The following is a 24,068-nucleotide window of genomic DNA, read 5'->3' as shown; positions in this document are numbered from 1 at the left end:
ATGTTTGAAGCCAGCCGTGCTGCTGACCGATATCTTGCCGTCGTTGACATCGGCTCCAACTCGGTCCGCCTGGTGGTGTTCTCCGGCCGCGAGCGCGTTCCGGACAGTATCTTCAATGAAAAAATCATGTGCGGCTTGGGGGCAGAGGTCGGTAAGACCGGCCGTATGGCCGATGACGCCGTGGCCCAGGCCATTAGCACCTTGCGCCGCTTTCGGGCGCTCTGTGAGCAGATGGGTGTTTCCGAAATCCACTGCGTCGCGACGGCAGCCGTAAGAGACGCGGAAAACGGCCCGGATTTTGTGGCGCAGGTGAAAGATGAGTGCGACCTCGATATCCAAGTCATTCCGGGTGAGGAAGAAGGCCGTCTGGCGGCCATGGGGGTCCTGTCGGGGGAACCGACCGCGCGCGGAATCGTCGGTGACCTCGGCGGTGGCTCGCTTGAGCTTTCCCGCGTGGAAAATGGTCAGGTCCTGGATACGGTGAGCCTGCCGTTTGGCCCGCTCAGGCTGATGAGCCAGTTCGGCACGAAACGCAACAAAATCATCAGGCATTTGCGTGAGCTTTTTGCCACGATTCCCTGGCTCCGGGAGTGTGAAGGACAGGCGCTTTACCTGGTTGGTGGCGCCTGGCGGAACATCATCAAATTGATGATGCGTGAAAAATCGAACCCGCTGCCGATCCTGCATGGCTTCCGAAGCTCGAAGACAGAGCTTGTCAATTACTGCCACCGCATCAGTTGTCTCCGGCCTGAAGATATCCCCTTCGGCAGTTATCTGCCGCAACGCCGGCGGGACGTCCTGCCGGTGGCGGCGATTGTCCTCAGTGAAGTGCTGAGCGGCATGAAGGCTAAAGCTGCGGTCGTTTCCTCCTATGGCTTGCGGGAAGGGTTGATTTTCGACGCGCTTGAGAGTGACATCCGCGCCATGGACCCGTTCCTGTTCAGCTGCCGTGTCCTTGCGGATGAACGCTGCCGTTTCGCCGAACATGCGGATTTGATCTATGATTGGACGCGTCCCCTATTCTCAGTGCGGGTGCAGGAAGCTGCCCGGACGATCCGACTCCATCGGGCACTGTCGCTCCTGGGGGACATCGCCTGGCGTGGTCATCCGGATTTCCGGGCGGAGAAAGCGGTGGAGGCTGTCCTGCATGGCAACTTTGTCGGAGTGAGCCACAGGGACCGGGCGTATCTCGCTGTTGCACTTAACCAGTCATATGGCGCCCCGGTCGATTCCGACCATATCGCGCATATCCTACCGCTTCTGAGCATCAACGATATCATGGAGGCCCGGCTGATGGGGGCGGCGCTCCGGCTCGCCCAGCGCCTGTCCGGCGGTGCGGTGGCCGCGCTGACAGTCAGCCGCCTGCGTGTCAGCAAAAGTAAGCTGTTTTTGGGCATACCCAAAGCGTACCAGGATATCGCCAACGATGTTGTCATGAAGCGGATCGAAGCCTTGGCGCAGCTTATGGGCAAGAAGGCGACGATCGAATTTATCCCGGCTGACTAGCGGGGAAGAGCGCACTTCGGTGCCGTGAGGCATTCTACCCAGTAAAAGAAAAGGCGACGCCACATAAGTGGGTCGCCTTTTTCTAATAGTAGGGCATATGAAGCCTAGTCGGCTGCGTCTTCTTCCAGTTCCACGACATCGATATCGCCCTTGTGGGCGGTCAGCGCCAGGGTACCAGCCATCAGCTTGAGGGCATCGGCACCGAAAATTTCCCGGCGCCAGCCATGGAGTGCGGCAATATCGACCTTGTCAGGCTCGGCGGCCCAGCTTTCGATATCGTGCGCGTTGGCGACCATCCTGGGGGCTACCTTGGCTTCCTGGCATTTGATCTTGAGAAGAACCTTCAACAGATCCGCCATCGGCGGCGTTGCTGGACGCGGCTTGGCGCGGGCCACATGCGGCAGGTCGTCCTCCGGGATTTCCAAGCCGGCCTCGATAGCCTGCAGCAGGCTTTTGCCTGCGCGGGATCGGCTGAAGCCTTTGGGAATGCCGCGAATGCGGTCCACCGCGGTTTCATCCTTGGGGGGATGTGCGGCAATCTCGAACAGAGTTTCGTCTTTGGCGACCCGGTTGCGGGGCAGGTCACGCTCCTGAGCCTGACGTTCACGCCAAGCGGCCAGCTCCTTCAGAAGCCCCAGGAAGCGCGGCTTGTTGGTGCGTACCTTCAGACGCAGCCATGCATCTTCGGGCTCCACGCGGTAGAGACCGGGATCACGCAGCACAGCCATTTCCTCTTCAACCCAGGACCGGCGGCCGGTATCGGTCAGCTCGGCATCCAGGTGGCGGTAGATGTCCCTGAGGTAGGTCACGTCGCCGAGCGCATAGTGAAGCTGCGTGTCGGAAAGCGGGCGTTTGGACCAGTCGGTATAGCGGGCGGATTTATCGAGCGGTTTTTTGGTGATTTTGGTCACCAGAGTCTCATATCCGACCGAATCGCCGAAGCCGCAAACCATGGCCGCGACCTGGGTATCGAAAATCGGTGCGGGCAGGGTGTCCATCATCAGCGCGAAAATTTCCATATCCTGCCGGCACGCGTGCATGACCTTGAGGACATTTTGGTCCGCAAGCAGGTCAAACAAGGGTTGCAGGTCTATGCCTTCGGCAAGCGGATCAATGGCGTGCGCATCCTCGTCATCCGCAACCTGGACAAGACAAAGTTTTGGATAATAGGTGTTGTCGCGCAGGAATTCGGTGTCGACTGTAACAAAACTGGCCTTCTTCAGGCGCTGGCACAGGACCTCTAGGTCCTCCGTCCGTGTTATGGGATGCATGTAAAATTCCGTCCTTGTTTCCGGCATCTAATACACAAGGAAGGTGCGGTCGTCACCCTTTCTGTTGTATAACGGCACCCCGGTCTTGACAATCGATGCCTTTCATGCGCTTTTCCCCGGCAAAATATAGCGACTTCAATCGCTTTGAACGGCAGCGAATTTTCGCTGCAAACGACATAAAAAATGTAGGACACCATGCACGCATATCGTTCTCACACCTGTAACGACCTTCGCCATTCCAACGTCGGTGATACCGTCCGCCTTTCGGGGTGGGTTCACCGGAAACGCGACCACGGCGGTCTCCTGTTCATCGACCTCCGCGATAACTATGGCATGACCCAGTGTGTGTTCGATGTCGATAGCCCGGCCTTTGCCGCAGCAGAAGCCGTTCGCGCGGAAAGCGTGATCCGGGTTGACGGCAAGGTGAAAGCCCGGACCGAGGATACGGTCAACAAAGACCTGCCGACGGGTGAAGTTGAGGTCTATATCACTGAGCTCGAAGTTCTGTCGGCCGCCGGTGAGCTGCCGATGCCTGTTTTCGGCGACACCGAGTACCCGGAGGACATTCGCCTCAAGTACCGCTTCCTGGACCTGCGCCGCGAACGTCTGCACAAGAACATCCTTCTGCGTTCTGGTGTGATCAACAGCTTGCGCCGCCGTATGGTTGAACAGAACTTTACTGAGTTCCAGACGCCGATCCTGACCGCGTCGTCGCCTGAAGGCGCGCGTGACTTCCTGGTGCCGGCTCGCCAGCATCCGGGCAAATTCTACGCCCTGCCGCAGGCGCCGCAGCAGTTCAAGCAGCTGATCATGGTGTCGGGCTTCGACCGCTACTTCCAGATCGCACCGTGCTTCCGCGATGAAGATGCCCGCGCTGACCGTAGCCCGGGCGAATTCTACCAGCTCGATGTTGAAATGAGCTTCGTGACCCAAGATGACGTCTTCAACGCCATCGAGCCGGTACTTGTCGGTGTGTTCAAGGAATTCTCCGAGAAGAAGATCACGGAAGCCCCGTTCCCGCGCATTCCGTTCAAGGAATCGATGCTGAAGTACGGCAACGATAAGCCGGACCTTCGGAACCCGATCGAAATTCAGGATGTGACGGAAATCTTCCGTGGCTCAGGCTTTGGTATTTTCGCAGGCATGATCGAAAATGGCGCCGTTGTGCGCGCAATTCCGGCACCGGGTGCCGGTGCGCTGCCGCGTTCCTTCTTCGATAAGACCAACGACTGGGCCAAACGGGAAGGTTATGCCGGTCTCGGCTACACCAACTTCAAGGACGGTGTCGGCGGTGGCCCGATCGCCAAGAACCTGGGTGAAGAACGCGTTCAGCAGCTTATTGACCAGCTTGGTCTTGAGCCCAACGACGGTGTCTTCTTCGCCTGTGACAAGGAAGCCGGTGCCGCCAAATTGGCTGGCCTCGCCCGGACCAAAGTCGGTGAGGATCTGAACCTGATCTCGGATGACGAGTTCAAGTTCTGCTGGATCGTCGATTACCCGATGTTTGAGTATAATGAGGATGAGAAGAAGATCGACTTCTCGCACAACCCGTTCTCCATGCCGCAGGGCGGTATGGAAGCGCTGGAAACGCAGGATCCGCTGGATGTTCTCGCGTACCAGTATGACATCGTCTGTAACGGGATTGAGCTGTCCTCGGGTGCTATCCGGAACCACCGTCCGGACATCATGATCAAGGCCTTCGGTATCGCGGGCTATGATGAAGAGACGGTTGAGACCGAATTCGGCGGTATGCTCAACGCCTTTAAATATGGTGCACCGCCGCACGGTGGCCTCGCGCCGGGGGTTGACCGGATGGTCATGCTGCTCGCCGATGAGCCGAACATCCGGGAGGTTATCCTGTTCCCGATGAACCAGAAGGCCGAAGACCTGATGATGGGCGCGCCCGCCGAGGTGACGCCAAAGCAGCTCCGCGAGCTTCATATCCGCTGCGTCGAGCCGCCGAAGAAAGAAAAGTCCGAGTGATAAGATGGGGCCCAAGCGGCCCCATCTTGCCAATTGGCCCTTTTGCCCATAGGGCCAACCTATTTTTTAGAAGCAACCGAGCAAACAACAGGACCTGTTGATGAGCGACAAAATCCTTATTCTCGATTTCGGGTCACAGGTGACCCAGCTGATCGCCCGCCGCGTACGCGAGGCCGGTGTTTATTGTGAAATCGTTCCGTTCAACAAGGCGGATGAGATTATTGATGATTTCAAACCCGCCGGTGTCATCCTTGGCGGTGGCCCGGCGAGTGTGACGCACCATGACACGCCGCGCGCGCCTGAGCGGCTGTTCACCATGAATATCCCGGTTCTTGGTATCTGCTATGGTCAGCAGACCATGGTGGCCCAACTGGGCGGCAGCGTGACTGCCTCCGACCATCAGGAGTTCGGCCGGGCGTTTGTCGACGTTAAAGAAGACTGCGCGCTGTTTGATGGCGTCTGGTCCACGGGTGACCGTGAGCAGGTATGGATGAGCCATGGCGACCATGTGGACCGCCTGCCGGAAGGCTTCAAGGTTGTCGCCACCAGTGAAGGCGCACCGTTCGCCGCCGTCGCCAACGAAGACCGTCATTACTACGGTGTTCAGTTCCACCCTGAAGTGGTGCACACGCCCCATGGCGCCCAGCTTCTGAAGAATTTCGTTCAGAAGATCTGCGGCTGCAAGGGTGACTGGACCATGGCCAGCTTCCGCGACACCAAGATCCAGGAAATCCGCGAGCAGGTGGGGGATGGCAAAGTCATCTGCGGACTTTCGGGCGGCGTGGATTCGTCTGTTGTTGCCGTGCTGCTCCATGAAGCCATCGGCGACCAGCTGACCTGTGTGTTCGTTGACCATGGTCTCCTGCGTATGAACGAAGCCGAGCAGGTGGTGAGCCTGTTCCGGGAACATTATCACATCAACCTGATCCACAAGGATGCCAGTGACCTGTTCCTGGGGGCGCTTGAAGGCGTGACCGACCCTGAAGTGAAGCGCAAGACCATTGGCAAGCTCTTCATCGATGTGTTCGAGGAAGAAGCAGCAAAAGTGGGCGGCGCAAAATTTTTGGCACAGGGCACGCTGTACCCGGACGTGATCGAGAGCGTATCCTTCATCGGCGGCCCATCGGTGACGATCAAGTCCCACCATAACGTGGGTGGCCTGCCGGAGCGCATGGATATGGCGCTCGTCGAGCCGCTCCGCGAGCTGTTCAAGGACGAAGTCCGCGCTCTTGGCCGTGAACTTGGCCTGCCAGAGACCTTCGTTGGCCGTCATCCGTTCCCGGGCCCGGGCCTTGCGATCCGCATCCCAGGCGAAATCACCCGTGAGAAATGCGAAATCCTCCGGAAGGCCGACGCCGTCTACCTCGAAGAAATTCGCAATGCTGGTCTTTATGACACAATCTGGCAGGCTTTTGCCGTGCTGCTGCCGGTCAAGACCGTCGGCGTCATGGGTGACGCGCGGACCTACGATTATGTCTGCGCCCTGCGGGCAGTGACATCAACGGACGGCATGACGGCGGATTATTTCCCGTTCCCGCATGACTTCCTCGGCCGGGTTTCCACCCGCATCATCAACGAGGTGCGCGGCGTGAACCGCATTGTCTATGACATTACCTCGAAGCCCCCAGGAACCATCGAGTGGGAATGATCTGAAGCCTGATCCTATAATCGGCGCGCCTGAAAAGGGCGCGCCGATTGCGTTTCAGGCAGATGCTAAATGGCCTAGAGAAGGTTGCCAAATTGGCCCTTGACCGACAGGCCGGTCAGGGGGCTAAGCTTGTGTACGGCTTACGCGCAAAAAATCAACAAGACGTGGCACGCCTAAGACACGAGGATAACCTATGAAAATCAAGATTTTGGCGACCTCTCTGGCCGCTATATCCGCTTTTCTTGGCGGATATGCCGCTTATGCAGACACGCTCACTGAACCGTGCAGGGTTGGGCTCTATCACTTATCGGATGGTCGTGACGTTGACATCGACCCTGCGGATGCAGGACACCTGCGCTGGCGCCTCAAGAATGGAACATCAGGTAAATTGACGCGGGAGGCTGACGGCAGCTGGTCTAGCACGCTAGGCTGGGCCGGCAGACCGGATGGTATACATGTGTCGTTCGGCAGTTGCAGCCAGGGTCGCATAACCTTTAACGGTGTCTCGGGAAAGCGGGATATTTTCGATATCCAGAATGTCACATTTGCCGGTGCTGGGGATGTTCCGCTTGCGGGCCGACTAGTATTGCCTAAGGGGCGAGGGCCTGTTCCCATTGTTGTGTTGGTTCATGGTGCGGAACGGATGTCTGCGCTTCAGTATTATTCGCTCCAGCGCCTATTTCCATCGGACGGTATTGGTGTCTTTGTCTACGACAAGCGTGGGACCGGCGCTTCGGGCGGTGAGTATACGCAAGACTATACCCTGCTTGCCCGAGATGCCGTCGCCGCGGTAGCTGAGGTGCGAACCCTGGCCGGTAGCCGTGTCGGCCGTGTCGGCTTTCAGGCGGGCAGTCAGGGCGGTTGGGTTGCTCCTCTGGCCGCTACTTTGACACCGGTTGATTTTATCGTTGTCAGCTTTGGTCTTGCGGTTTCACCCTTGGCGGAAGACAGGGAAGCGATTGCCCTCAACATGACCAACCATGGCTATGGCCCAGACGTCATGCAGAAGGCGATGGAGGTCGCGGATGCCACGGCAGCCATTCTCACCAGCAAATTTCAGGCGGGATACAAGGCGCTTGCCGCCGTACAGGCCAAATACCGTGCCGAACCATGGTTCAAGAATGTGCGGGGGGACGTGACCTGGTTCATCCTCAAAACACCGGAAGCCAAGCTGCGCAAAATCGGCCCGGAACTGCTCCGCGGGGTCAACCTTGACTATGATCCGCTCCCGGTTCTGCATAAGCTTGAGACGCCACAGCTCTGGGTGTTCGGAGCTGAGGATCGGGACGCGCCCTATGCAGAAACGTTGCGCCGACTGGACCGTCTGGTGCAGGGCGGCAAGCCAATCGTTACGGCAGTTTTTCCGAAAGCTGAACATGGTATCTATGAGTATGAGACCACAGCCGATGGCGAGCGCCTGTCCACCCGCAATTCAGACGGCTATTATGCCATGATGCGTGACTATATACTCACCGGTCACCTGAGCGGGCGTTACGGGAAAAGTGTTGTTGCGCCACCCCGCTGATGTGGGTTTCGTCTTCGACGAGCTTGCCCGGCGACATCACTTTCCGTCTATGGCTTTTGCTTTTTCTGCTGCAGCGCACTATATCTTGGCCAAGTCACCCAGTATGGGTCACTTTCCTGTTTCCTGGAAGGAGAGGCCGTTATGTCTACGACCCCCAAAGACACTGCCATTGACGCGCGTCCCAAGCGCCAGCAAACCGCGAAGAATATCCGTGCGATGAAAGGCAGCACACCGATCGTGTGCCTGACAGCTTATATCACGCCGATGGCGGCGCGGCTCGACAAGCACTGCGATCTACTTCTGGTGGGCGACAGTGTGGGCATGGTGCTGTATGGCATGGATTCGACCCTTGGTGTCGATGTCGACACCATGATCCGCCATGGCCGTGCTGTCTGCCGGGGGGCGAAACAAGCGCTTGTGGTCATCGACATGCCGTTTGGCTCTTACGAGGAAACGAAGGAGCAGGCATTCCGGAATGCGGCGCGCATGCTGTCGGAAACCGGGGCGGGGGCTGTGAAGCTGGAAGGTGGTATCGAGATGGCGGAAACTGTCCGCTTCCTCGCACACCGGGGTATCCCGGTTCTGGGCCATGTCGGCCTGATGCCGCAATCCGTGCACGCGCACGGCGGCTATGGGGCTCGCGGGCGTTCTGTCGATGAATGGCAGCCGATTATCGAGGATGCCAAAGCCATCGCGGAAGCTGGCGCTTTTGCCGTTGTTCTTGAAGGCGTTGCTGAGCCGCTTGCCCGCAAAGTGACGGAAGAAGTGGATGTGCCGATCATCGGCATTGGGGCCTCGAACGCTTGTGATGGCCAGATTTTGGTGACGGAGGACATGCTTGGCCTCTTTGCCATTAACCCCAAATTCGTCAAGCGCTATATGGAGCTTGGAGCCGCCATTGAGGAGGCTATCGGCGCCTATGCCGGTGAAGTCCGATGCCGCGCTTTTCCTGCTGAAGAACATACCTATAAGATGCGCGGCGCGAATAGCTGACAGCCTGCCGAAAATTCACCACATTCCCTTGATGTGTTTGCGTGTGTGTTCGGGTTTGCTTCTGTGGCCGGCTTTGGCTATGGTAGCCGCGAATTTGGGCGGATTGTCCGAACAATGATAGATTATTGGCGCCGCTTGGCCTTGTGTGGCCGGCGGCTTTGTCTGGGGAGTATGGTGTGTCGGACCTTCATTCCGATCTTCTGACTCAGGAAGTTGATGAGGAAGTGCGCCGCGAGCGGATGCACAAACTTTGGAAAACCTACCGCAAATATGTTTTCGGTACGGCGGCGGCGATTGTTATCGTCGTGGCGGGCCGGGAGCTTTACCAGTATCAGGTAAAAACGCGCGAAGAGGGCTTTTCCACAACCTTTTCGAAAGCAGCCGAGTCTGCTGGTACTGACGGGGCGGATGTCCTGAAGGTCTGGCAGGGGGCCTTGCCGAAGCTCAAGGGCGGCTATCACGCGCTCGCGGAAATGCGCTTGGCGAAGGCTGCTGAGGATAAGGGCGATGTTGCCTCGGCCCTGAAGGCGTATGACAATGTCATCGCCGACGATAGCGTTGACCAAAGCCTGCGTGACCTGGCGGAACTTCAGTCCGGCCTGTTGCAGGCTGGAAAAGGCAAGAACCTGGATGACGCCCGCAGTCGTCTGTCGCTTGTCGCCGTTAAGGGCAATGCCTGGTACTTCAGCGCGCAGGAACAGCTGGCGCTGATCGATCTTCAGCAGGGCCACCTCAAGGCAGCGCATGACAAGATCAGCCTTTTGGCCGATGACGCGGAAACCCCGCAGTCGATCAAGGCACGGGCCAACGAATTGCGTAGCTATATCGAAGCGCGGATGCCTGCGAAGGAAACTGAGGCAAATGATAAAGCTCCGGAAGCCCAGAAGGACACCGGCGATAAAACAGACAGCAAGGAGCCGTCTAAATGACCCGTTCGGTCCTGAAATCCGGTGTCCGCATCGGCGTGACGCTGACGGCGGCTTTTGCCCTGTCCGCCTGTGGCATGTTCAATACAAATCATAAACCCAAGGGTAAATATGATGACGGCGGTCGTGAGCGGATTTCGATCCTGAGCTCGACCCAGACCTTGAACGCTGACCACGCGCTGGCGGATGTGCCCGTCGTTCTGCCGAAACCGTACCGCAACCATAACTGGGCGCAGGTTGGCGGCAATACGCTCCACTCTGTCCAGCATCTGGCAATCGCTGATCATATTTCGCTGGCATGGCGCCGTAACATCGGTCCGGGTGACCAGAAATATCAGCGCATCATTAGCGGCCCGGTGGCTGCGGATGGCCGTGTTTTCGCGGTTGACGTTAAAGGCGATGTAACGGCCGTTTCGCTCAAGGATGGCCGGAAGCTTTGGCACGCAGAAGTCCGGAACCCGGATGAACACAGCAAAGTTGGCTACGGCGGCGGTGTCGCCTATGCCAATGGCCGTGTGTTCGTAACCTCGGGCTATGGCATCCTCGTGGCCCTCGACGCCAAGACAGGCCGGGAAATCTGGCGCTATAAGGGTATGGTGCCGTTCCGCGGTGCACCGACCGTGGCGGCAGACAAGGTTTTCGCCGTCACCCATGATAACCAGATGATCGGCCTGAACGCCGAGAACGGTGAACATTTGTGGGACCAGGTCGGTATCGCCGAAACCGCCGGTATGCTTGGTGCTGCAAGCCCAGCCTATGATGGTCATACGGTCATCGAAGCCCTGTCGTCGGGTGAACTTATCGCCCTTCGCGGTGCTAACGGCCGGACGCTTTGGCAGGATGCGCTGTCAAGCTCACGCCGCCTGACCCCGCTGGCCACGCTGTCCGACATCGACGCGAGCCCGGTTATCGACAATGGCAAGGTTTACGCCATCAGCCATGCCGGCCGGATGGTCGCAATCGACATGCGTTCGGGCGAACGGTCGTGGGAAGCTGACATCGCTGGTGTCAACACCCCTGCCGTTGCCGGCAACTTCGCTTTTATCACCACTATTGACGCCCAGGTCATCTGTGTGGCACTAGGCGACGGCCGTATCCGCTGGGTTACCCAACTTCAGCGGTTTGAGAACCAGGAAAAGCGCCGTGACCTCGTTAAGTGGAATGGCCCGATCCTGGCCGGTGACAGATTGCTTGTCACCAGTTCGCACGGCTATCTCTTGAGCGTGTCGCCCTATACCGGGAAAGTGCTGAGCGGTGTTAAGATGCCGGCCGGGTCCGTAACTGATCCGATCGTCGTGGATGGCACCTTCATCACGCTGACAACAGAAGGTGAACTGGTGGCTTATCGCTGATAGGCCGCCTTTCAGGACCATTGATAAATGAGTTTTACGCTTGCCATTGTTGGCCGTCCCAATGTCGGCAAATCGACCCTGTTCAACCGTTTGGTTGGGCGGAAGATCGCTATTGTCGATGATACGCCGGGCGTCACCCGCGACCGGCGCGAGGCCGAGGGCCGTATTGCCGACCTCCAGTTCAGCCTGATCGATACGGCCGGGCTTGAGGAAGGTGAAGCCGGATCGCTTTCGGACCGGATGCGCCAGCAAACCCAGCGCGCTGTCGAAGATGCCGACGTGACCGTCATGATGTATGACGCGCGCGCCGGTGTGACACCGGCCGATGAGCATTTCGCCAAATGGCTCCGCCGCAGCAATACATCGGTTATCCTGGTGGCCAACAAGTGCGAAGGCTCTGCGGTTGTCGACGGCATCTATGAGGCCTATACGCTTGGCCTGGGCGAGCCTATCGGCCTGTCTGCCGAGCATGGCGAAGGCTTGGGTGAGCTGTATGGTGCCATCGTCGAAGCGTTGAAGGAAAAGGGTATCGACCCCTATGAAGACCTCGACGAAGACGAGGTTCGCGAGGGTAAGGACAAGGATCACGGCCCCACCGAAGGCGACATGGACTATGAATATGTCGACCCCGAGGATGAAGATGAGGAAATCCGGCCGCTGCGTCTCGCCATCGTCGGGCGCCCGAATGCCGGTAAATCCACGCTCATCAACATGCTGGTCGGCGAAGACCGTATGATCACCGGGCCTGAAGCCGGTCTTACGCGCGATTCAATCGCCGTTGACTGGGAATGGAACGACCTGCCGGTTAAACTGTTTGATACCGCCGGGCTTCGTAAACGGGCCCGCATCAATGAAAAGCTCGAAAAGCTCTCGGTCGCGGACACCATGCGCGCTGTTCAGTTCGCCGAGGTGGTCGTGCTGCTTCTGGATGCTGAACTCGGCATCGAGCGCCAGGATCTCCGGATCGCCGAAAAGGTGGTCAGCGAAGGCCGGGCGCTGGTGATAGCGCTCAACAAATGGGATGCGGTGGATGACCGGCTTGAGGTTACCCGCCAGCTCAAGGATACGCTCACGCGCAGCCTGCCGCAATTGAAGGGCGTCAAGGTCATCAATTTCTCGGCGCTCACGGGGCAGGGTGTTCAGCGCCTGATGCCGGCTGTAGCCGAGGCCTATGAAATCTGGAACGCCCGTATTCCGACCGCAGCCTTCAACCGCTGGCTCGCGGATGCCATGGAAAAGCACCCGGCACCGTCGTCGGGTGGCAAGCGCACCAAAATCCGCTATGGCGCGCAGATCAAGGCGCGTCCGCCAACCTTTATGCTGTTCTGTAACCGGCCGGAAAACCTGCCGGACAGCTATGTCCGTTATCTGGAAAACGAGCTTCGGCACGACTTCAACCTACCGGGCGTGCCGCTCCGTTTCGTGATGAAGAAGGGCGAAAACCCCTATGAAGGGCGCAGGCGCAAGAAGAAATAGCACCAAGGCGATTGAGCTTTCTCTCAAGGCTCCTATAGTCGGGAGTATGAAACGTTTCTTGGTCTTCTTATCGCTGATCTTGACGGCTGCAGCACCCGCTGCGGCCGATACTGCCATTAGCTTTGCGACCGACTGGAAGGCCCAGGCCGAACATGGCGGTTTCTATGAGGCGCTCGCCAAAGGCTATTACAAAGCCGAAGGGCTGGATGTGCGCATTCGTCCAGGCGGGCCGCAAACGGACCTACCACGGCTTATGGCTGCCGGTGCCATCAATATCGGCATGGCCTCCAATAGTTTCCAACCGATAAACCTGCTTGCCGCTGGGGCGGATGTGAAGGTGGTGATGACCAGCTTCCAGAAAGACCCGCAGGTCCTGATGGTGCATCCTGAGGTGCCGGCGAAAAGCCTGTCCGATCTCAAGGGGATGCCGATTTTCATATCCGACAGCGCCATCGCCACCTTCTGGCCGTGGCTGCAGACGAAATTCGGCTATGACAACCGGCAGATTCGGAAATACAGCTACTCGCTCGCCCCTTGGCTTGTGAACAAGAACAGCGTACAGGAAGGCTACCTGTCGTCCGAACCTTATTCGGCGGAAAAGGCAGGCGTGAAGCCCAAAGTGTTCCTGTTCGCAGATGCTGGCTACCCCGGGTATGCCGGCATGGTCATGGTGCGGGGGGAATATCTCCAAGCACATGAAGCGGCTGTCCGGGCGTTTGTAAAAGCCAGTATCCATGGCTGGCAGGATTATATCTGGGGTGATCCGTCCGCTGGCAATGCGCTTATCCTGAAGGATAACCCGGAAATGACCCCCGGCCTGATCGCCTATGCTCGCAAAGCCATGCTTGAGAATGCCATGTTAGGGGACCGGGACAAGGTTGGGGTAATGAGCGATGCCCGTTGGCAGCGGTTCTACTCTGAAATGTCCGGCCTTGGCATTGTCGCCAAAGGGCTGGATGTCAAAAAAGCATACCGGCTCGACCTCTTGCCCCAAAACGGGAAGGCCGATTGATGCTGTCCGTCAGCGGGCTGGGTTTTTCCTATCCGGGCTCAGGGCCGGTCCTCAACCATATTGAGTTCAGCCTGAAAGCCGGGGAAGTCGTGTCGCTTCTCGGCCCCTCAGGCTGTGGTAAATCGACCGTGCTGCGCCTGGTTGCGGGCCTGATGACCCCATCCTCTGGCCAGATTGTCCGGGAAGAGGGTGGGGACCATATCGGCTTCGTTTTCCAGGAGGCTGCTTTGATGCCCTGGGCGACGGTTGCCGACAATGTCTCTTTACCCTTGAGCCTTGCCCACAAAAAGGACGCTGCTGCGGTTGCCTCTGCGCTTGAGGCTGTCGGTCTCGCCGATTTTGCAAGCCGTTATCCGGAAACGCTTTCAGGCGGTCAGAGGATGCGTGTCTCCCTCGCGCGGGCACTGGTTGCGGCCCCGACCCTGATGCTGATGGATGAGCCCTTCGCGGCGCTTGATGAAATCCTGCGCTTCCAGATGAACCAGCTTCTTCTGGATCTGACGGCCAGTAAGGGCTGGGGCTGCCTGTTCGTGACCCACAGCCTGTTTGAGGCAGCATATCTGTCTGACCGGGTGCTGGTGATGCGCGAAGGCCGTATCGCAGGGGAAGTGACCCCAGGCCTTGACCGCAGCCTGTCCCCCACTGCCCAGCGGGCATCCGTGCCTTTCATGAAGGCCGTTGAACGGATCGGCACTTTGTTGGAGGGCGGCGCATGAAGGTGAAAGCCATTTTCCTGCCACTCCTGGCTTTATCGCTCCTGCTTGTCGGTTGGCATTTCGCCGTGGTTTGGACGGGCGTTTCAAAATTTGTGCTGCCAGGGCCCATCGCCGTTCTGCACGCCTTGCTGTCTGACTGGGCCGGGCTGATGACTGCGGCACTTGCCACGCTCAAGGTGACGCTCATGGCCTTATTTTTCGCAGTTCTCAGCGGTGTCCTGCTGGCCTTAATGTTCAGCCTGAGCCGAACCTTCGAGATGACCGTCTATCCCTTCGCTGTGGTGCTGCAGGTCACGCCGATTGTCTCAGTTGCGCCCCTTGTACTCATCTGGGTCGGGATCGACCATGTGGAGCGCGCGCTGGTCATCATTGCCTGGCTCGCGGCTTTCTTTCCAATCCTCACCAATATGTCGGCGGGCCTCCGAGCCACGGACCGCAACCTGCACGATCTGTTCCGCCTATACCGCGCCACGCCGTGGCAGCGCTTCTGGCGGCTTTCCTGGCCGACGGCGATGCCGTACCTGCTGGCGAGCCTCAAGGTCAGCGGTGGGTTGGCACTGATCGGGGCAGTGGTCGCGGAATTTGTCGCGGGCTCAGGCGGGGCGACAGGGCTTGCCTGGCGCATCCTCGAAGCTGGGAACAGGCTCCAGGTGGAGAAAATGTTCGCCGGACTCGTGCTTCTGAGCCTGATGGGGGTCATGATCTTTTACGGTTTCGCCCTGGTTGAATGGCTGGTCCTGAAGCGGAGGATGCGCTGAAACTGTCATCCCCCTTGCTGCGACAAGATTATCGCTTGCCCGGCGCCGTCAACCGCGCTAGCAAACTGCCATGATGTTCCAGACCCATGATAAAAATCGTCGCGCTGTAGCCTATTGGCTTTTGTTCATGGCTTTCATGGTTTTCGCCATGGTGGTGGTGGGCGGCGCAACCCGGCTGACCGAATCCGGCCTGTCGATCGTTGAATGGAAACCTGTGACCGGTGCTATCCCGCCGATCACTACAGCGGACTGGCAGGACGAGTTCGCCAAATACCAGCAAAGCCCGGAATATAAGCTCAAGAACCTCGGCATGAGCCTGGAGGACTTCAAGGGCATCTTCTACTGGGAGTGGGCACACCGGCTGCTTGGGCGGTTGATCGGCCTGTTCTTCCTGGCTGGGCTTCTGTGGTTCTGGGTGAAGAAACAGGTGCCGCCCGGCTATAAGCCAAAGCTGGTAACGCTTTTCTTCCTAGGTGGAGCTCAGGGGGCGCTTGGCTGGTATATGGTCGCCTCCGGCCTCGTGAACGAACCGGCCGTCAGTCATTACCGGCTTGCCGCGCACCTGTCGCTCGCGCTCTTTATCCTGTCAGCCATGCTGTGGACGGCGCTGTCGCTCCTGAACCCACGCCCTGCCGCCGCTCCGAAGGCATTGAAGCCGCTTACGCACACAGCCATGCTGGTGTTGGCGCTTCAGCTCGTCATGGGGGCGTTGGTCGCGGGACTTAAAGCTGGCCATATCTTCAATACATGGCCGCTGATGGGCACAGGCTTCGTGCCTGAGGACATGATGCTGATGGACCCCTGGTGGCGCAACCTGCTGGATAACGCCATTACGGTCCAGTTCGATCACCGCCTGGGAGCCTATCTGTTGACGACGCTGGTACTCGTGATTTTCTGGCGGTCCCGTCAGGCCTCGGTTGCTGTTCGGTCAGCGGCAAACCTCGTCCTTGGTGCCGTGATCTTGCAAATGGTCCTTGGCATCACCATGCTATTAAAGGATGTCCCCGTAAGTTGGGGCACCGCGCACCAGGCCGGCGGCGTGCTGCTTTTGGTGACGCTTATAAATCTAATGCATAAACAACGGCGAGGGGAGGCCCGATAGTGGCAACCGAAAATAATAACGACAGCGAATTTGTTACCCTTTATGTGATGGCGGAAAATGAAGACGTGGGGGTCCATATGGCGACCTCCCTGGTGAAAGAGCGTCTGGTCGCCTGCGCCAACGTCAACACAGGGACGCGCTCCATCTATGAATGGGATGGTCTGATCCGGCTGGACAACGAAGTCACAATCTTCATGAAAACGACGCGGGATAAGGTGGAAGCTGCGGTTGCACGGATCAAGCAATTGCACAGCTATGATGTTCCGTGCATCACGGCGATGCCGATCATTGACGGCAACCCGGATTATCTTTCCTGGATACGACAGCAGGTCAACGCTGAAATCCACGAAACCCACGGCCACTAGGCCGGGGTCAGTTCAGCCACAAATTATAGAGTGCGGCGCCGTCTTTCGTGTCGGCGCCGACATGAAGCGTGCCGTCTTCTAAAATCAAGGCCCTACCGTCGCCTTTCAGGCCCCACAGATCCCCTTTCAGGAACACTGTCATGCCGTTCTGGATACCCAGGGTGGCGGCCTGGCCGGGTAGGGCATACTTGACCCAGGCTTCGCCTTCATTGAGGCGTCCGACGTCAGTGCGCCAGTCTTTGTCCTTCGGGGAATCATTCAGATAACCGCGCCAGGGGGAAGACCATGTCGTCCCCTGTAGGAAGGCAGGAACCAGGAGAACGTCAGCCCCAGCGTTCTTGAGGGGACGGGCCACGCCTTCAAACCAGCTATCGGCGCATATCATGACGCCGAACCGGTGCCGGGAAAGCGGGAAGGTTGGTTGACCGGCATCCTGCGGCCACGGGGTGATAAAGCCTGTTTCAGACGGTATGGGGTGGACCTTGCGGACAGCGTCATCAATCGGTTCACCATCAGGCCCAAAGACAAAACTCGCATTGAAAATGGGGCCATGGCCATAGGTAAGGCCGTCATCATAAATGCCTGCCGTCATCTGTGCGGCAGAACCGGCGACGATCGTGACGTGATACTCACGCGCGAGAGCGCTGAAAACGCTGAGCTGCGCATCTGCTATTTTCTTGGCGTATGTTCTGAATAAAGATGCAGATACAATATCTTGATCGTTAAATATAAAGTAGTCTTTTAAGAAATCTAAGGGGTGTGCAGTGATAAGCGGGAGCATGGCACTTGAAAGATCATCTGCCTCGAGTACTCGGCTTTTGCTGTCGGCGGCGATCAGCCATGTCCCCAGGTGTTCCGGTAGCAACACCACGGTCCCCTCACCGAACCAGCCTTTGGTTTTCGCCGCATCGAAATAGCCAGCCAGTTTGGCCTTGAAACGCGCTGGGGTCGCATAGTCTAGCGGCACCATATACGGTTCGATCCCGACAACGTTGCCGCCGCCGGTATCTGAGCCGAAGCTCGCACTTGCTGTAATCTTAAGGCTAGGCGGGGTGCTGAGGTCGGGGCTGAAACCCGGCCAGAACAGCCAGAAGGCGGCAGCCGCAGCTACCGCCAGCGTTATCAGCTTTTTCTTATGCCGCATGGCGCTTAGTCATCGGCGAGCTTGACCACCTGTTTGCCGAAATTCTTGCCGGACATCATGTCGATGAAGGCTTGCGGCGCGTTTTCAATGCCGTCCGCGACGCTTTCGCGGTACTTGAGCTTGCCTTCTTTGATCCAACCGGCGCCAACGCCGATCCATTCCTTACAGAGGTCCGGATAGTTGGAGACGATAAAGCCCTGCATCTTGACACTGCGGCCAACCAGAAGCGCCAAATTGCGCGGGCCCGGCGGCATGTCATCCAGGGTGGCGTTATAATTGGCAATCATACCGCATAGGGCCACCCGGCTGTTAAAGTTCAAAGAGGCGATCACGGCTTCCAGGATCGGGCCACCGACATTCTCGAAATAGACGTCGATGCCATTCGGGTTGGCTTCCTTCACGGCCCGGAACAGATTGTCCGAAGTTTTATAGTTGAAGGCGGCGTCAAACCCGAGCTCATCCTTAAGGTAGGCGACTTTGGCATCGTCACCCGCGCTGCCCGCGACATGGCAGCCCATATTCTTGCCAATCTGGCCGACAACCTGGCCGACAGCGCCGGAGGCTGCGGAAACGAACAGGTTGTCGCCTTCCTTCAGGTCCGCGACGCCTTTGAGGCCGACATAAGCAGTCATCCCCGGCATTCCGAGAATGCCGAGATAGTAGGAAAGCGGGGCAAGTGTTGGGTCGACAGGCTGGAATCCCTTACCGTCCGTCGTCATATAGTTGGCCCACAGGCCCATACCGGTGACATAGGCGCCTTGCGGGAAGCTGCCGCCATTCGACGAGACCACTTTGGCGACTATACCGCCCTGGAGCGGTTCGCCGATCTGGAACGGTGGCACATAGCTTTTGACGTCATTCATCCGACCCCGCATGTAAGGATCGACGGACAGATAGAGCGTCTGCAGGAGCATTTCACCGGGCCCAGGTTTCGGCATGGCAGCGTCGGCTAAGGTGAAATTGTCGGCTGTCGGCCAGCCTGACGGGCGGCTTTTCAGGAGAATCTGTTTGTTTGTCATGGGGTGTCCCAATCTTGGTTTCATCTACCCGATGATATGGGGCAGGGGGCTGATGCGACAAGAAAAGCCTCAAAAACAATGGGGTACTTAAATACCTATTTTATAATGCATTGTTTTTGTTAGATTATTTAGAAATGTGGGGTGAAAATAGCCGTTGACACTCCGCGTTTTATGCCTATATTCCGCGCCTATTACGGATTTTGGGACCTGCGCCTGAATTGGCATGGTGTCAGGTTCTTGTTTGATAAGTAACACCGGATCATCCGGTAACCGAGGCAGATAGCTATGAAAACATATAGCGCAAAACCTTCGGAGATCGAAAAGAAGTGGCTGGTCGTTGACGCCGAAGGCGTTGTCCTTGGCCGTCTCGCTCAGGCAATCGCCGTCGTTCTCCGTGGCAAGCACAAGCCCACGTACACCCCGCACATGGATTGCGGTGACAACGTGATCGTTATCAACGCGGAAAAAGTAAAGCTGACCGGCAAAAAGATGCAGGACAAGGTTTACTACCGTCACACCGGCCACCCGGGTGGTATCAAGGAAGCAACCGCAGGCGAAATCCTGACCGGCCGTTTCCCTGAGCGTGTGGTTGAGAAAGCCGTTGAGCGCATGATCCCGAAAGGCCCGCTTGGCCGTCAGCAAATGCGCAACCTGCGTGTATACGCTGGTAACGAACATCCCCATGCCGCACAGGAACCTGTCGTTCTTGATGTTGCTGGCATGAATGTGAAGAACAAGAGGTAATCAACATGGCCGATCTTCAGGACCTGAAAGAAATCACCGGCGCAGCTGACGTTGCTGCTGAGGTGGTAAGCGAAGAGCGCAAGCCGGTTGTTGATGCCCAGGGCCGTTCCTATGCTACCGGCAAGCGTAAAGACGCTGTAGCCCGCGTATGGATTAAGCCTGGCACCGGTAAAATCACGGTCAACAGCCGTGACCAGGAAACCTACTTTGCCCGTCCCACCCTGCGTCTGATCGTGAACCAGCCGTTCCAGGTTGCTGGCCGCGTAGACCAGTATGACGTTGTCGCCACTGTTAAGGGCGGCGGCCTCTCCGGTCAGGCTGGTGCTGTCAAGCACGGCATCTCGCAAGCGCTGCAACTGGCTGAGCCGGAACTGCGCGGTGCGCTGAAGGCTGCTGGCTTCCTGACCCGCGATAGCCGCGTTGTTGAACGTAAGAAGTACGGCAAGGCAAAAGCCCGTCGTTCCTTCCAGTTTTCCAAGCGTTAAGCTTCAAGAGTTTTCTGTTCAGAGTTTCGTTTCGAGTATCGCACAATTCTGTACAGAGTACGAAAGGCCGCCCCATCGGGGCGGCCTTTTTGTTTGTAACGAAGTCCCTGCAGTATAGGGACGTTCCTATCTTTTCCTAATGATCGTGGTCGCAGTGCGGACCATGGACATGATCGTGTCCATGGTGATGGTCATGGCCGCAGCCGGGGCCATGCACATGGCCGAATTTTTGAACCTTTACCATCTTCTTGAGCAGCTGGTCGCGCTTCAGTTTTGACAGATGGTCGAGATAGGTACGGCCGTCGAGATAATCCATTTCATGCTGGATGACGGTTGCGAGATCTCCTTCGGCTTCCAGTTCATGCTCAACACCGTCCCGGTCCAGGTAGCTTATATGAATGGCACGCGGGCGGCTGACCACTGCTGAAATGCCGGGGAAGGAGAGCGAAGCCTCTTCCATCTGGCTCTTATCTTCCGAATACCAGATGATTTTCGGGTTGATACACACAAGCGGGTTGCGGTTACCGTCCTGTTGTAGGTCCAGAACGATGATGCGCTTGAGAATGCCAACCATATTGGCGCCAATGCCGACCCCGCGTTCGGCATACATGGTCTCCAGCATATCGTCGACCAGTTGGCGAATATCATCATCCACTGTCTCAACGGGCACCGCTTTCTGACGGAAGATTGGGTTCGGGGCATATACGAGTGGCAACACAGCCATGGCAGTATCCTGAAAGTCGTTGATCTGTCGCTTCTATAGAGCGCCCGACAGCCTCTGTCACGTTTTTGCGGCAGAGGCGTGGGTATGGATGGCTTACTCGCTTAGGGTCGTGACAGGTAAATCCTATGGTTCGGGAAGTCGACCACCATGGTATGGCTGCTGAGATAATCCAGGCCGAGTATCATCGCGGGTTGGTCTGCTACACCGAAGGCCTTGAAAACGGGGAGGTTGGCTGCCCCTCCGACAAAGGCATCGGCCCGGTCGCCGGCAACTGACAGAGTTCCAAGCGTTCCGATCTTGATATCTGTTTTCCTGATAGTAGCACCGTAAATTGGTTTGGCTGGCTTCAGTATATCCAGGTCGACCCCAGCTATTTTGGCAAGCTGCGGGTTGATGATGCTACGGCGGGCGCCGGAATCGAGGACGGCAATCGCCTTTTTGCCATTAAGCCACACGGGCAGGCTCAGAAGTCCGCTTTCGGGCAGAATTGAAGCATCCACCTCATGTCCGTTTGCGTGGACAAGCGAACGGGCATTGGTCCAGGCTGGATAAAAGCTGAGTTGGTGATGGGGCATGTCGAATTTGACCACATAGGCGCCCATGGAATCGAGCCCGACAATGCCCGCATAACCCGCCTTATCCCGGCGTGGTGGCAGGATGACACATTCGAGCGGCCCTGTTTTGACACCAGCCACTTTCAGGCTGTTGATTTTGGCAAGCTTGACGGCACTGCTGCCGGTTTGTCCGGTCAATTGGGTTGATCCTCTGGCCTTTATGCCACTTGCCTGGACAAAGCCGCTATAGAGCGCGCACCCGCCGGCACCGGTATCGACAACGAACTTACCGTTATGTGTGCCATTGACAATTGCGGGCGTTACAAAATGCCCTTGCGGTGCCCGGGTGAGTGGCGCTGCTGGAGCTAAAGGGGCTGTGACGGTGCTAGCGTGGGCCGAAGTCCCTGCCAGGGCCATGATCATCGTACTCAAGACGATGTGGCGGCATTTGGGGTGCCTCATATCTTTTCCTCTCTGTCTTTTTAAGGCCCCGATATGGTTCCGGGGTATCTTCATATTCGGGGGAAGGTGGCAACAGCACAAGGACACGGCGACCCGATTCATCGCAAAAATGAAGCGCTTTGTCGAAAAAATCACTCAAGACGGGAACCTGAAAGTTTTATCTATTTGCTGTCAGTCTTTTAACGGCTGGTCGCTAACATTGGGCGTGTGGCAACCGGATGAGGTGGGGCAGTGCTTGAACGTCTGGCAGACGGTATTCAGGAACTTATAGTCTTGGCAGCGCTTTTCACGGAGCTCAGTTTGCTTGCGCGCGGCATGACCAGCCTGCGTACCTCCTGGCGGAACAGCCTTGCAGAGTGGCGCGTCAACCTGATCTACTATTTCTCAGACTTGATCCTGCTTGTGCCGGTGTTGACCTCAATGAGTGGCGGTATTGATAGTTTTATGGCTGGGCATGGGCTGAAAGGGCTGGCTGCAGATGAAATCGCCAGCTTGCCGACATGGGCCGTGCTTATTCTGGCGGTCGCGGTGTCCGATCTGATTGCTTACTGGGTACACAGGGTGATGCATATCTCCTGGCTGTGGCCCGTTCATGCTGCCCACCACAGTGACCGGGCTGCAAACTGGCTGACCCTGATCCGTTTTCATCCGCTGAACCGTTTTATCGCTGTGGGTTTGAGTGCTTTGGTGTTCGTGCCGTTAGGCTTCCCTGTATGGTCCGTGGTCGCCAGCAACTGGATACGACATTTCTACGGCTATTTCATTCACGCCAACGTTGGCTGGCGGTTTGGCCCGCTCAGGTATGTGTTGGTAAGTCCCCATTTGCACCGTTGGCACCATTCCTCAGATGCAGTGGCTTTTGACCGCAATTTCGCATCTGTCTTTGCGCTCTATGATGTGATTTTCGGCACCTTTTACTCACCAAAACACGAGGCAGGGGCCTTGGGTGTATCAGATCCTGCATATCCGGGCACATGGTGGGGGCAGACCCTTTATCCTTTCCGGGTATGGGTGCGCGCGCTTCAGGGGGCTGTCTGGCGGGATAGAGGCCGCTCCGGTGTCCCCGCCGAGTAATTCTTGTCCGGTCGGTTAGATAATTCTCTGCACTATCATGCGAATGTCATTGCCAAGCTCTCTCCCCTTTTGGCAGGTTAGGCGCGCCTGCGAGGGGCAGGCTTTCAGGCCAATTCATTTGAGGGGAGACAGGCTGTGAACGTTGGTGCAAATGGGGTTTTGGATTTTGCTGGTGTGAAGCCGGAACGGGAAGAAAGCCTCCCGGCCGATGATAAGCTGATCTCAGGACAGCCAGTTCAACTCACCGAGAATGTCTATGAAGACAAAAAAGGCAGCTTTTTTACCGGATTCTGGTCATCCGCGCCGGGAAAGTGGCGGGTGAATTACGCCGGTGAGGAAGAGTTCTGCCATCTGCTGGAAGGCTTGGTGGAACTTGCCGATGATGAGGGTAACGTCAGCCGTTTCAAGGCAGGGGACAGGTTCGTCATTTCGGAAGGTTTCTCCGGCACCTGGGAGACGATCGAGCCCAGCAAGAAGCTCTATGTGATCTCTGTCGTCGGCGCGTAAGGCGGTTCTTGGCCGATTTGACAGTCTATACCCCGTGTGGAATGCTCGGCCAAGTGGTGGAGGATTTCACAGGACGGGAGCTTGTCATGAAACACGCACTGAAACTGATCGCAGCGCTAGCTATCGCGGGCTTTAGCCTTGTTGCCTTCTCGGGGCCAGCGAGTGCGAGAACACCTTCAAAACCTGGGGCGGAAGAATATATCATCAGCCCCAAAGATGGTGACACGGTTACGAGCCCTGTCACCATTGTGTTTGGGCTCAAGGGCATGGGCGTCGCGCCTGCGGGGGTCGCCAAGGCTGGCACGGGCCATCATCACCTGCTGATCGATACCGACTTGCCGCCTCTCGACCGGCCGATCCCGGCGGATGAGCACCATCGTCATTTCGGTGGCGGCCAGACGCAGGTGACGCTGGACCTCGCCCCTGGTAAGCATACGCTTCAGCTGCTTCTTGGGGACCAAAACCATATCCCTCATGACCCGGCGGTCTATTCCAAAAAGATCATGATCATGGTCAAATAACGGCAGGCGGCCCGGGTCCGCCCTGTCAGGGATATGTCAGTAAAGCTTTATTAAGATGAAGGCTGCACAGTGCGCTCACATTGATGATCACGCATTTGTGGCTGGTCATCCAGACGGTTTCATCCATGTTATCGTCTAGTCATTACCGGTAAGGGGGACACCGGGGACGGTCATTGTTTCAGGGGCCTGTTGGGGCAAGGC

The 24,068-nt window shown here is 57.4% G+C and carries 23 protein-coding genes; 18 read left to right on the top strand and 5 right to left on the bottom strand.

Annotated features, from left to right (window positions below):
* A complete protein-coding gene (locus tag K6118_RS07495; RefSeq protein ID WP_247119619.1) occupies nt 1–1,506 on the top strand; it encodes a Ppx/GppA family phosphatase in 1,506 nt (501 codons plus the stop codon).
* A 104-nt stretch (nt 1,507–1,610) separates the two neighbouring features.
* Here K6118_RS07495 and rnd read toward each other — a convergent pair whose 3' ends face one another.
* Nucleotides 1,611–2,777, bottom strand: a complete 1,167-nt coding sequence (rnd, locus tag K6118_RS07490; protein ID WP_247119618.1) for a ribonuclease D — start codon at nt 2,775–2,777, stop codon at nt 1,611–1,613.
* A 195-nt stretch (nt 2,778–2,972) separates the two neighbouring features.
* Here rnd and aspS point away from each other — a divergent pair, with 195 nt between their 5' ends.
* The 12 genes from aspS to cutA all read left to right on the top strand — a co-directional run bounded on the left by aspS (nt 2,973) and on the right by cutA (nt 16,633).
* A complete protein-coding gene (aspS, locus tag K6118_RS07485; protein WP_247119617.1) occupies nt 2,973–4,760 on the top strand; it encodes an aspartate--tRNA ligase in 1,788 nt (595 codons plus the stop codon).
* Between the two features lie 100 nt (nt 4,761–4,860).
* A complete protein-coding gene (guaA, locus tag K6118_RS07480; RefSeq protein WP_247119616.1) occupies nt 4,861–6,408 on the top strand; it encodes a glutamine-hydrolyzing GMP synthase in 1,548 nt (515 codons plus the stop codon).
* A 193-nt stretch (nt 6,409–6,601) separates the two neighbouring features.
* Nucleotides 6,602–7,933 carry an alpha/beta hydrolase family protein gene (locus K6118_RS07475; protein ID WP_247119615.1) on the top strand — a complete coding sequence of 444 codons (1,332 nt, stop codon included), beginning with the start codon at nt 6,602–6,604 and terminating at the stop codon, nt 7,931–7,933.
* Between the two features lie 141 nt (nt 7,934–8,074).
* A complete protein-coding gene (gene panB / locus K6118_RS07470) occupies nt 8,075–8,926 on the top strand; it encodes a 3-methyl-2-oxobutanoate hydroxymethyltransferase (protein WP_247119614.1) in 852 nt (283 codons plus the stop codon).
* A gap of 176 nt (nt 8,927–9,102) precedes the next feature.
* A complete protein-coding gene (locus K6118_RS07465) occupies nt 9,103–9,855 on the top strand; it encodes a tetratricopeptide repeat protein (RefSeq protein ID WP_247119613.1) in 753 nt (250 codons plus the stop codon).
* Nucleotides 9,852–11,204: a PQQ-like beta-propeller repeat protein gene (locus tag K6118_RS07460; RefSeq protein WP_247119612.1), complete on the top strand. Its 1,353-nt coding sequence runs from the start codon at nt 9,852–9,854 to the stop codon at nt 11,202–11,204. The genes K6118_RS07465 and K6118_RS07460 overlap by 4 nt, the downstream gene beginning before the upstream one ends.
* 27 nt (nt 11,205–11,231) lie before the next feature.
* Entirely contained in the window at nt 11,232–12,680 is a 1,449-nt protein-coding gene (der, locus tag K6118_RS07455) for a ribosome biogenesis GTPase Der (RefSeq protein WP_247119611.1), read from the top strand.
* Nucleotides 12,681–12,726: 46 nt separating this feature from the next.
* The gene (locus K6118_RS07450) at nt 12,727–13,692 is read left to right on the top strand and encodes an ABC transporter substrate-binding protein (RefSeq protein WP_247119610.1); all 966 of its coding nucleotides are present in this window, start codon (nt 12,727–12,729) and stop codon (nt 13,690–13,692) included.
* A complete protein-coding gene (locus K6118_RS07445) occupies nt 13,692–14,408 on the top strand; it encodes an ABC transporter ATP-binding protein (RefSeq protein ID WP_247119609.1) in 717 nt (238 codons plus the stop codon). The genes K6118_RS07450 and K6118_RS07445 overlap by 1 nt, the downstream gene beginning before the upstream one ends.
* Nucleotides 14,405–15,166: an ABC transporter permease gene (locus K6118_RS07440; RefSeq protein WP_247119608.1), complete on the top strand. Its 762-nt coding sequence runs from the start codon at nt 14,405–14,407 to the stop codon at nt 15,164–15,166. The genes K6118_RS07445 and K6118_RS07440 overlap by 4 nt, the downstream gene beginning before the upstream one ends.
* Before the next feature lie 127 nt (nt 15,167–15,293).
* The gene (locus tag K6118_RS07435; protein ID WP_247119607.1) at nt 15,294–16,268 is read left to right on the top strand and encodes a COX15/CtaA family protein; all 975 of its coding nucleotides are present in this window, start codon (nt 15,294–15,296) and stop codon (nt 16,266–16,268) included.
* A complete protein-coding gene (gene cutA, locus K6118_RS07430) occupies nt 16,268–16,633 on the top strand; it encodes a divalent-cation tolerance protein CutA (protein ID WP_247119606.1) in 366 nt (121 codons plus the stop codon). The genes K6118_RS07435 and cutA overlap by 1 nt, the downstream gene beginning before the upstream one ends.
* Nucleotides 16,634–16,640: 7 nt before the next feature.
* Here cutA and K6118_RS07425 read toward each other — a convergent pair whose 3' ends face one another.
* Together K6118_RS07425 and K6118_RS07420 are read right to left on the bottom strand one after the other, a co-directional pair.
* Nucleotides 16,641–17,777 (bottom strand): carbon-nitrogen hydrolase family protein, encoded by a 1,137-nt coding sequence (locus tag K6118_RS07425; protein ID WP_247119605.1) that lies wholly within the window; start codon nt 17,775–17,777, stop codon nt 16,641–16,643.
* Nucleotides 17,778–17,782: 5 nt separating this feature from the next.
* Nucleotides 17,783–18,796 carry an NADP-dependent oxidoreductase gene (locus tag K6118_RS07420; protein WP_247119604.1) on the bottom strand — a complete coding sequence of 338 codons (1,014 nt, stop codon included), beginning with the start codon at nt 18,794–18,796 and terminating at the stop codon, nt 17,783–17,785.
* A 285-nt stretch (nt 18,797–19,081) separates the two neighbouring features.
* Between K6118_RS07420 and rplM the strand changes: the two genes are divergently transcribed.
* Together rplM and rpsI are read left to right on the top strand one after the other, a co-directional pair.
* On the top strand, nt 19,082–19,540 hold the full coding sequence (gene rplM, locus K6118_RS07415) for a 50S ribosomal protein L13 (protein WP_247119603.1): 459 nt from the start codon (nt 19,082–19,084) through the stop codon (nt 19,538–19,540).
* Between the two features lie 5 nt (nt 19,541–19,545).
* Nucleotides 19,546–20,025 (top strand): 30S ribosomal protein S9, encoded by a 480-nt coding sequence (gene rpsI, locus K6118_RS07410; protein WP_247119602.1) that lies wholly within the window; start codon nt 19,546–19,548, stop codon nt 20,023–20,025.
* 136 nt (nt 20,026–20,161) lie between these two features.
* Here the strand turns inward: rpsI and def are convergent, their stop codons facing one another.
* Together def and K6118_RS07400 are read right to left on the bottom strand one after the other, a co-directional pair.
* A complete protein-coding gene (gene def / locus K6118_RS07405) occupies nt 20,162–20,749 on the bottom strand; it encodes a peptide deformylase (protein WP_247119601.1) in 588 nt (195 codons plus the stop codon).
* Nucleotides 20,750–20,850: 101 nt separating this feature from the next.
* Nucleotides 20,851–21,726, bottom strand: coding sequence for an aspartyl protease family protein (locus K6118_RS07400; protein WP_247119600.1), 876 nt, complete (start codon nt 21,724–21,726; stop codon nt 20,851–20,853).
* 270 nt (nt 21,727–21,996) lie between these two features.
* Here K6118_RS07400 and K6118_RS07395 point away from each other — a divergent pair, with 270 nt between their 5' ends.
* The 3 genes from K6118_RS07395 (at nt 21,997) to K6118_RS07385 (ending at nt 23,867) form a co-directional block, all read left to right on the top strand.
* Nucleotides 21,997–22,839 (top strand): sterol desaturase family protein, encoded by an 843-nt coding sequence (locus tag K6118_RS07395; protein ID WP_247119599.1) that lies wholly within the window; start codon nt 21,997–21,999, stop codon nt 22,837–22,839.
* Nucleotides 22,840–22,974: 135 nt separating this feature from the next.
* A complete protein-coding gene (locus K6118_RS07390) occupies nt 22,975–23,346 on the top strand; it encodes a cupin domain-containing protein (protein ID WP_247119598.1) in 372 nt (123 codons plus the stop codon).
* 86 nt (nt 23,347–23,432) lie between these two features.
* Nucleotides 23,433–23,867 (top strand): DUF4399 domain-containing protein, encoded by a 435-nt coding sequence (locus K6118_RS07385; protein ID WP_247119597.1) that lies wholly within the window; start codon nt 23,433–23,435, stop codon nt 23,865–23,867.
* The last annotated feature ends 201 nt before the right edge of the window (nt 23,868–24,068 follow it).

It is taken from the genome of Kordiimonas marina (assembly GCF_023006325.1).
Classification (GTDB): Bacteria; Pseudomonadota; Alphaproteobacteria; order Sphingomonadales; family Kordiimonadaceae; genus Kordiimonas; species Kordiimonas marina.
The sequence above is the reverse complement of the archived record's forward strand: the minus strand, read 5'-3'. Positions and strand labels throughout refer to the sequence as shown.

Coding starts and splice junctions, on each gene's coding strand:
- K6118_RS07495 (WP_247119619.1), top strand. CDS start 1: ATGTTTGAAGCCAGCCGTGCTGCTGACCGATATCTTGCCGTCGTTGAC.
- rnd (WP_247119618.1), bottom strand. CDS start 2,777: ATGCATCCCATAACACGGACGGAGGACCTAGAGGTCCTGTGCCAGCGC.
- aspS (WP_247119617.1), top strand. CDS start 2,973: ATGCACGCATATCGTTCTCACACCTGTAACGACCTTCGCCATTCCAAC.
- guaA (WP_247119616.1), top strand. CDS start 4,861: ATGAGCGACAAAATCCTTATTCTCGATTTCGGGTCACAGGTGACCCAG.
- K6118_RS07475 (WP_247119615.1), top strand. CDS start 6,602: ATGAAAATCAAGATTTTGGCGACCTCTCTGGCCGCTATATCCGCTTTT.
- panB (WP_247119614.1), top strand. CDS start 8,075: ATGTCTACGACCCCCAAAGACACTGCCATTGACGCGCGTCCCAAGCGC.
- K6118_RS07460 (WP_247119612.1), top strand. CDS start 9,852: ATGACCCGTTCGGTCCTGAAATCCGGTGTCCGCATCGGCGTGACGCTG.
- der (WP_247119611.1), top strand. CDS start 11,232: ATGAGTTTTACGCTTGCCATTGTTGGCCGTCCCAATGTCGGCAAATCG.
- K6118_RS07450 (WP_247119610.1), top strand. CDS start 12,727: ATGAAACGTTTCTTGGTCTTCTTATCGCTGATCTTGACGGCTGCAGCA.
- K6118_RS07445 (WP_247119609.1), top strand. CDS start 13,692: ATGCTGTCCGTCAGCGGGCTGGGTTTTTCCTATCCGGGCTCAGGGCCG.
- K6118_RS07440 (WP_247119608.1), top strand. CDS start 14,405: ATGAAGGTGAAAGCCATTTTCCTGCCACTCCTGGCTTTATCGCTCCTG.
- K6118_RS07435 (WP_247119607.1), top strand. CDS start 15,294: ATGGCTTTCATGGTTTTCGCCATGGTGGTGGTGGGCGGCGCAACCCGG.
- K6118_RS07425 (WP_247119605.1), bottom strand. CDS start 17,777: ATGCGGCATAAGAAAAAGCTGATAACGCTGGCGGTAGCTGCGGCTGCC.
- K6118_RS07420 (WP_247119604.1), bottom strand. CDS start 18,796: ATGACAAACAAACAGATTCTCCTGAAAAGCCGCCCGTCAGGCTGGCCG.
- rplM (WP_247119603.1), top strand. CDS start 19,082: ATGAAAACATATAGCGCAAAACCTTCGGAGATCGAAAAGAAGTGGCTG.
- rpsI (WP_247119602.1), top strand. CDS start 19,546: ATGGCCGATCTTCAGGACCTGAAAGAAATCACCGGCGCAGCTGACGTT.
- def (WP_247119601.1), bottom strand. CDS start 20,749: ATGGCTGTGTTGCCACTCGTATATGCCCCGAACCCAATCTTCCGTCAG.
- K6118_RS07400 (WP_247119600.1), bottom strand. CDS start 21,726: ATGATCATGGCCCTGGCAGGGACTTCGGCCCACGCTAGCACCGTCACA.
- K6118_RS07385 (WP_247119597.1), top strand. CDS start 23,433: ATGAAACACGCACTGAAACTGATCGCAGCGCTAGCTATCGCGGGCTTT.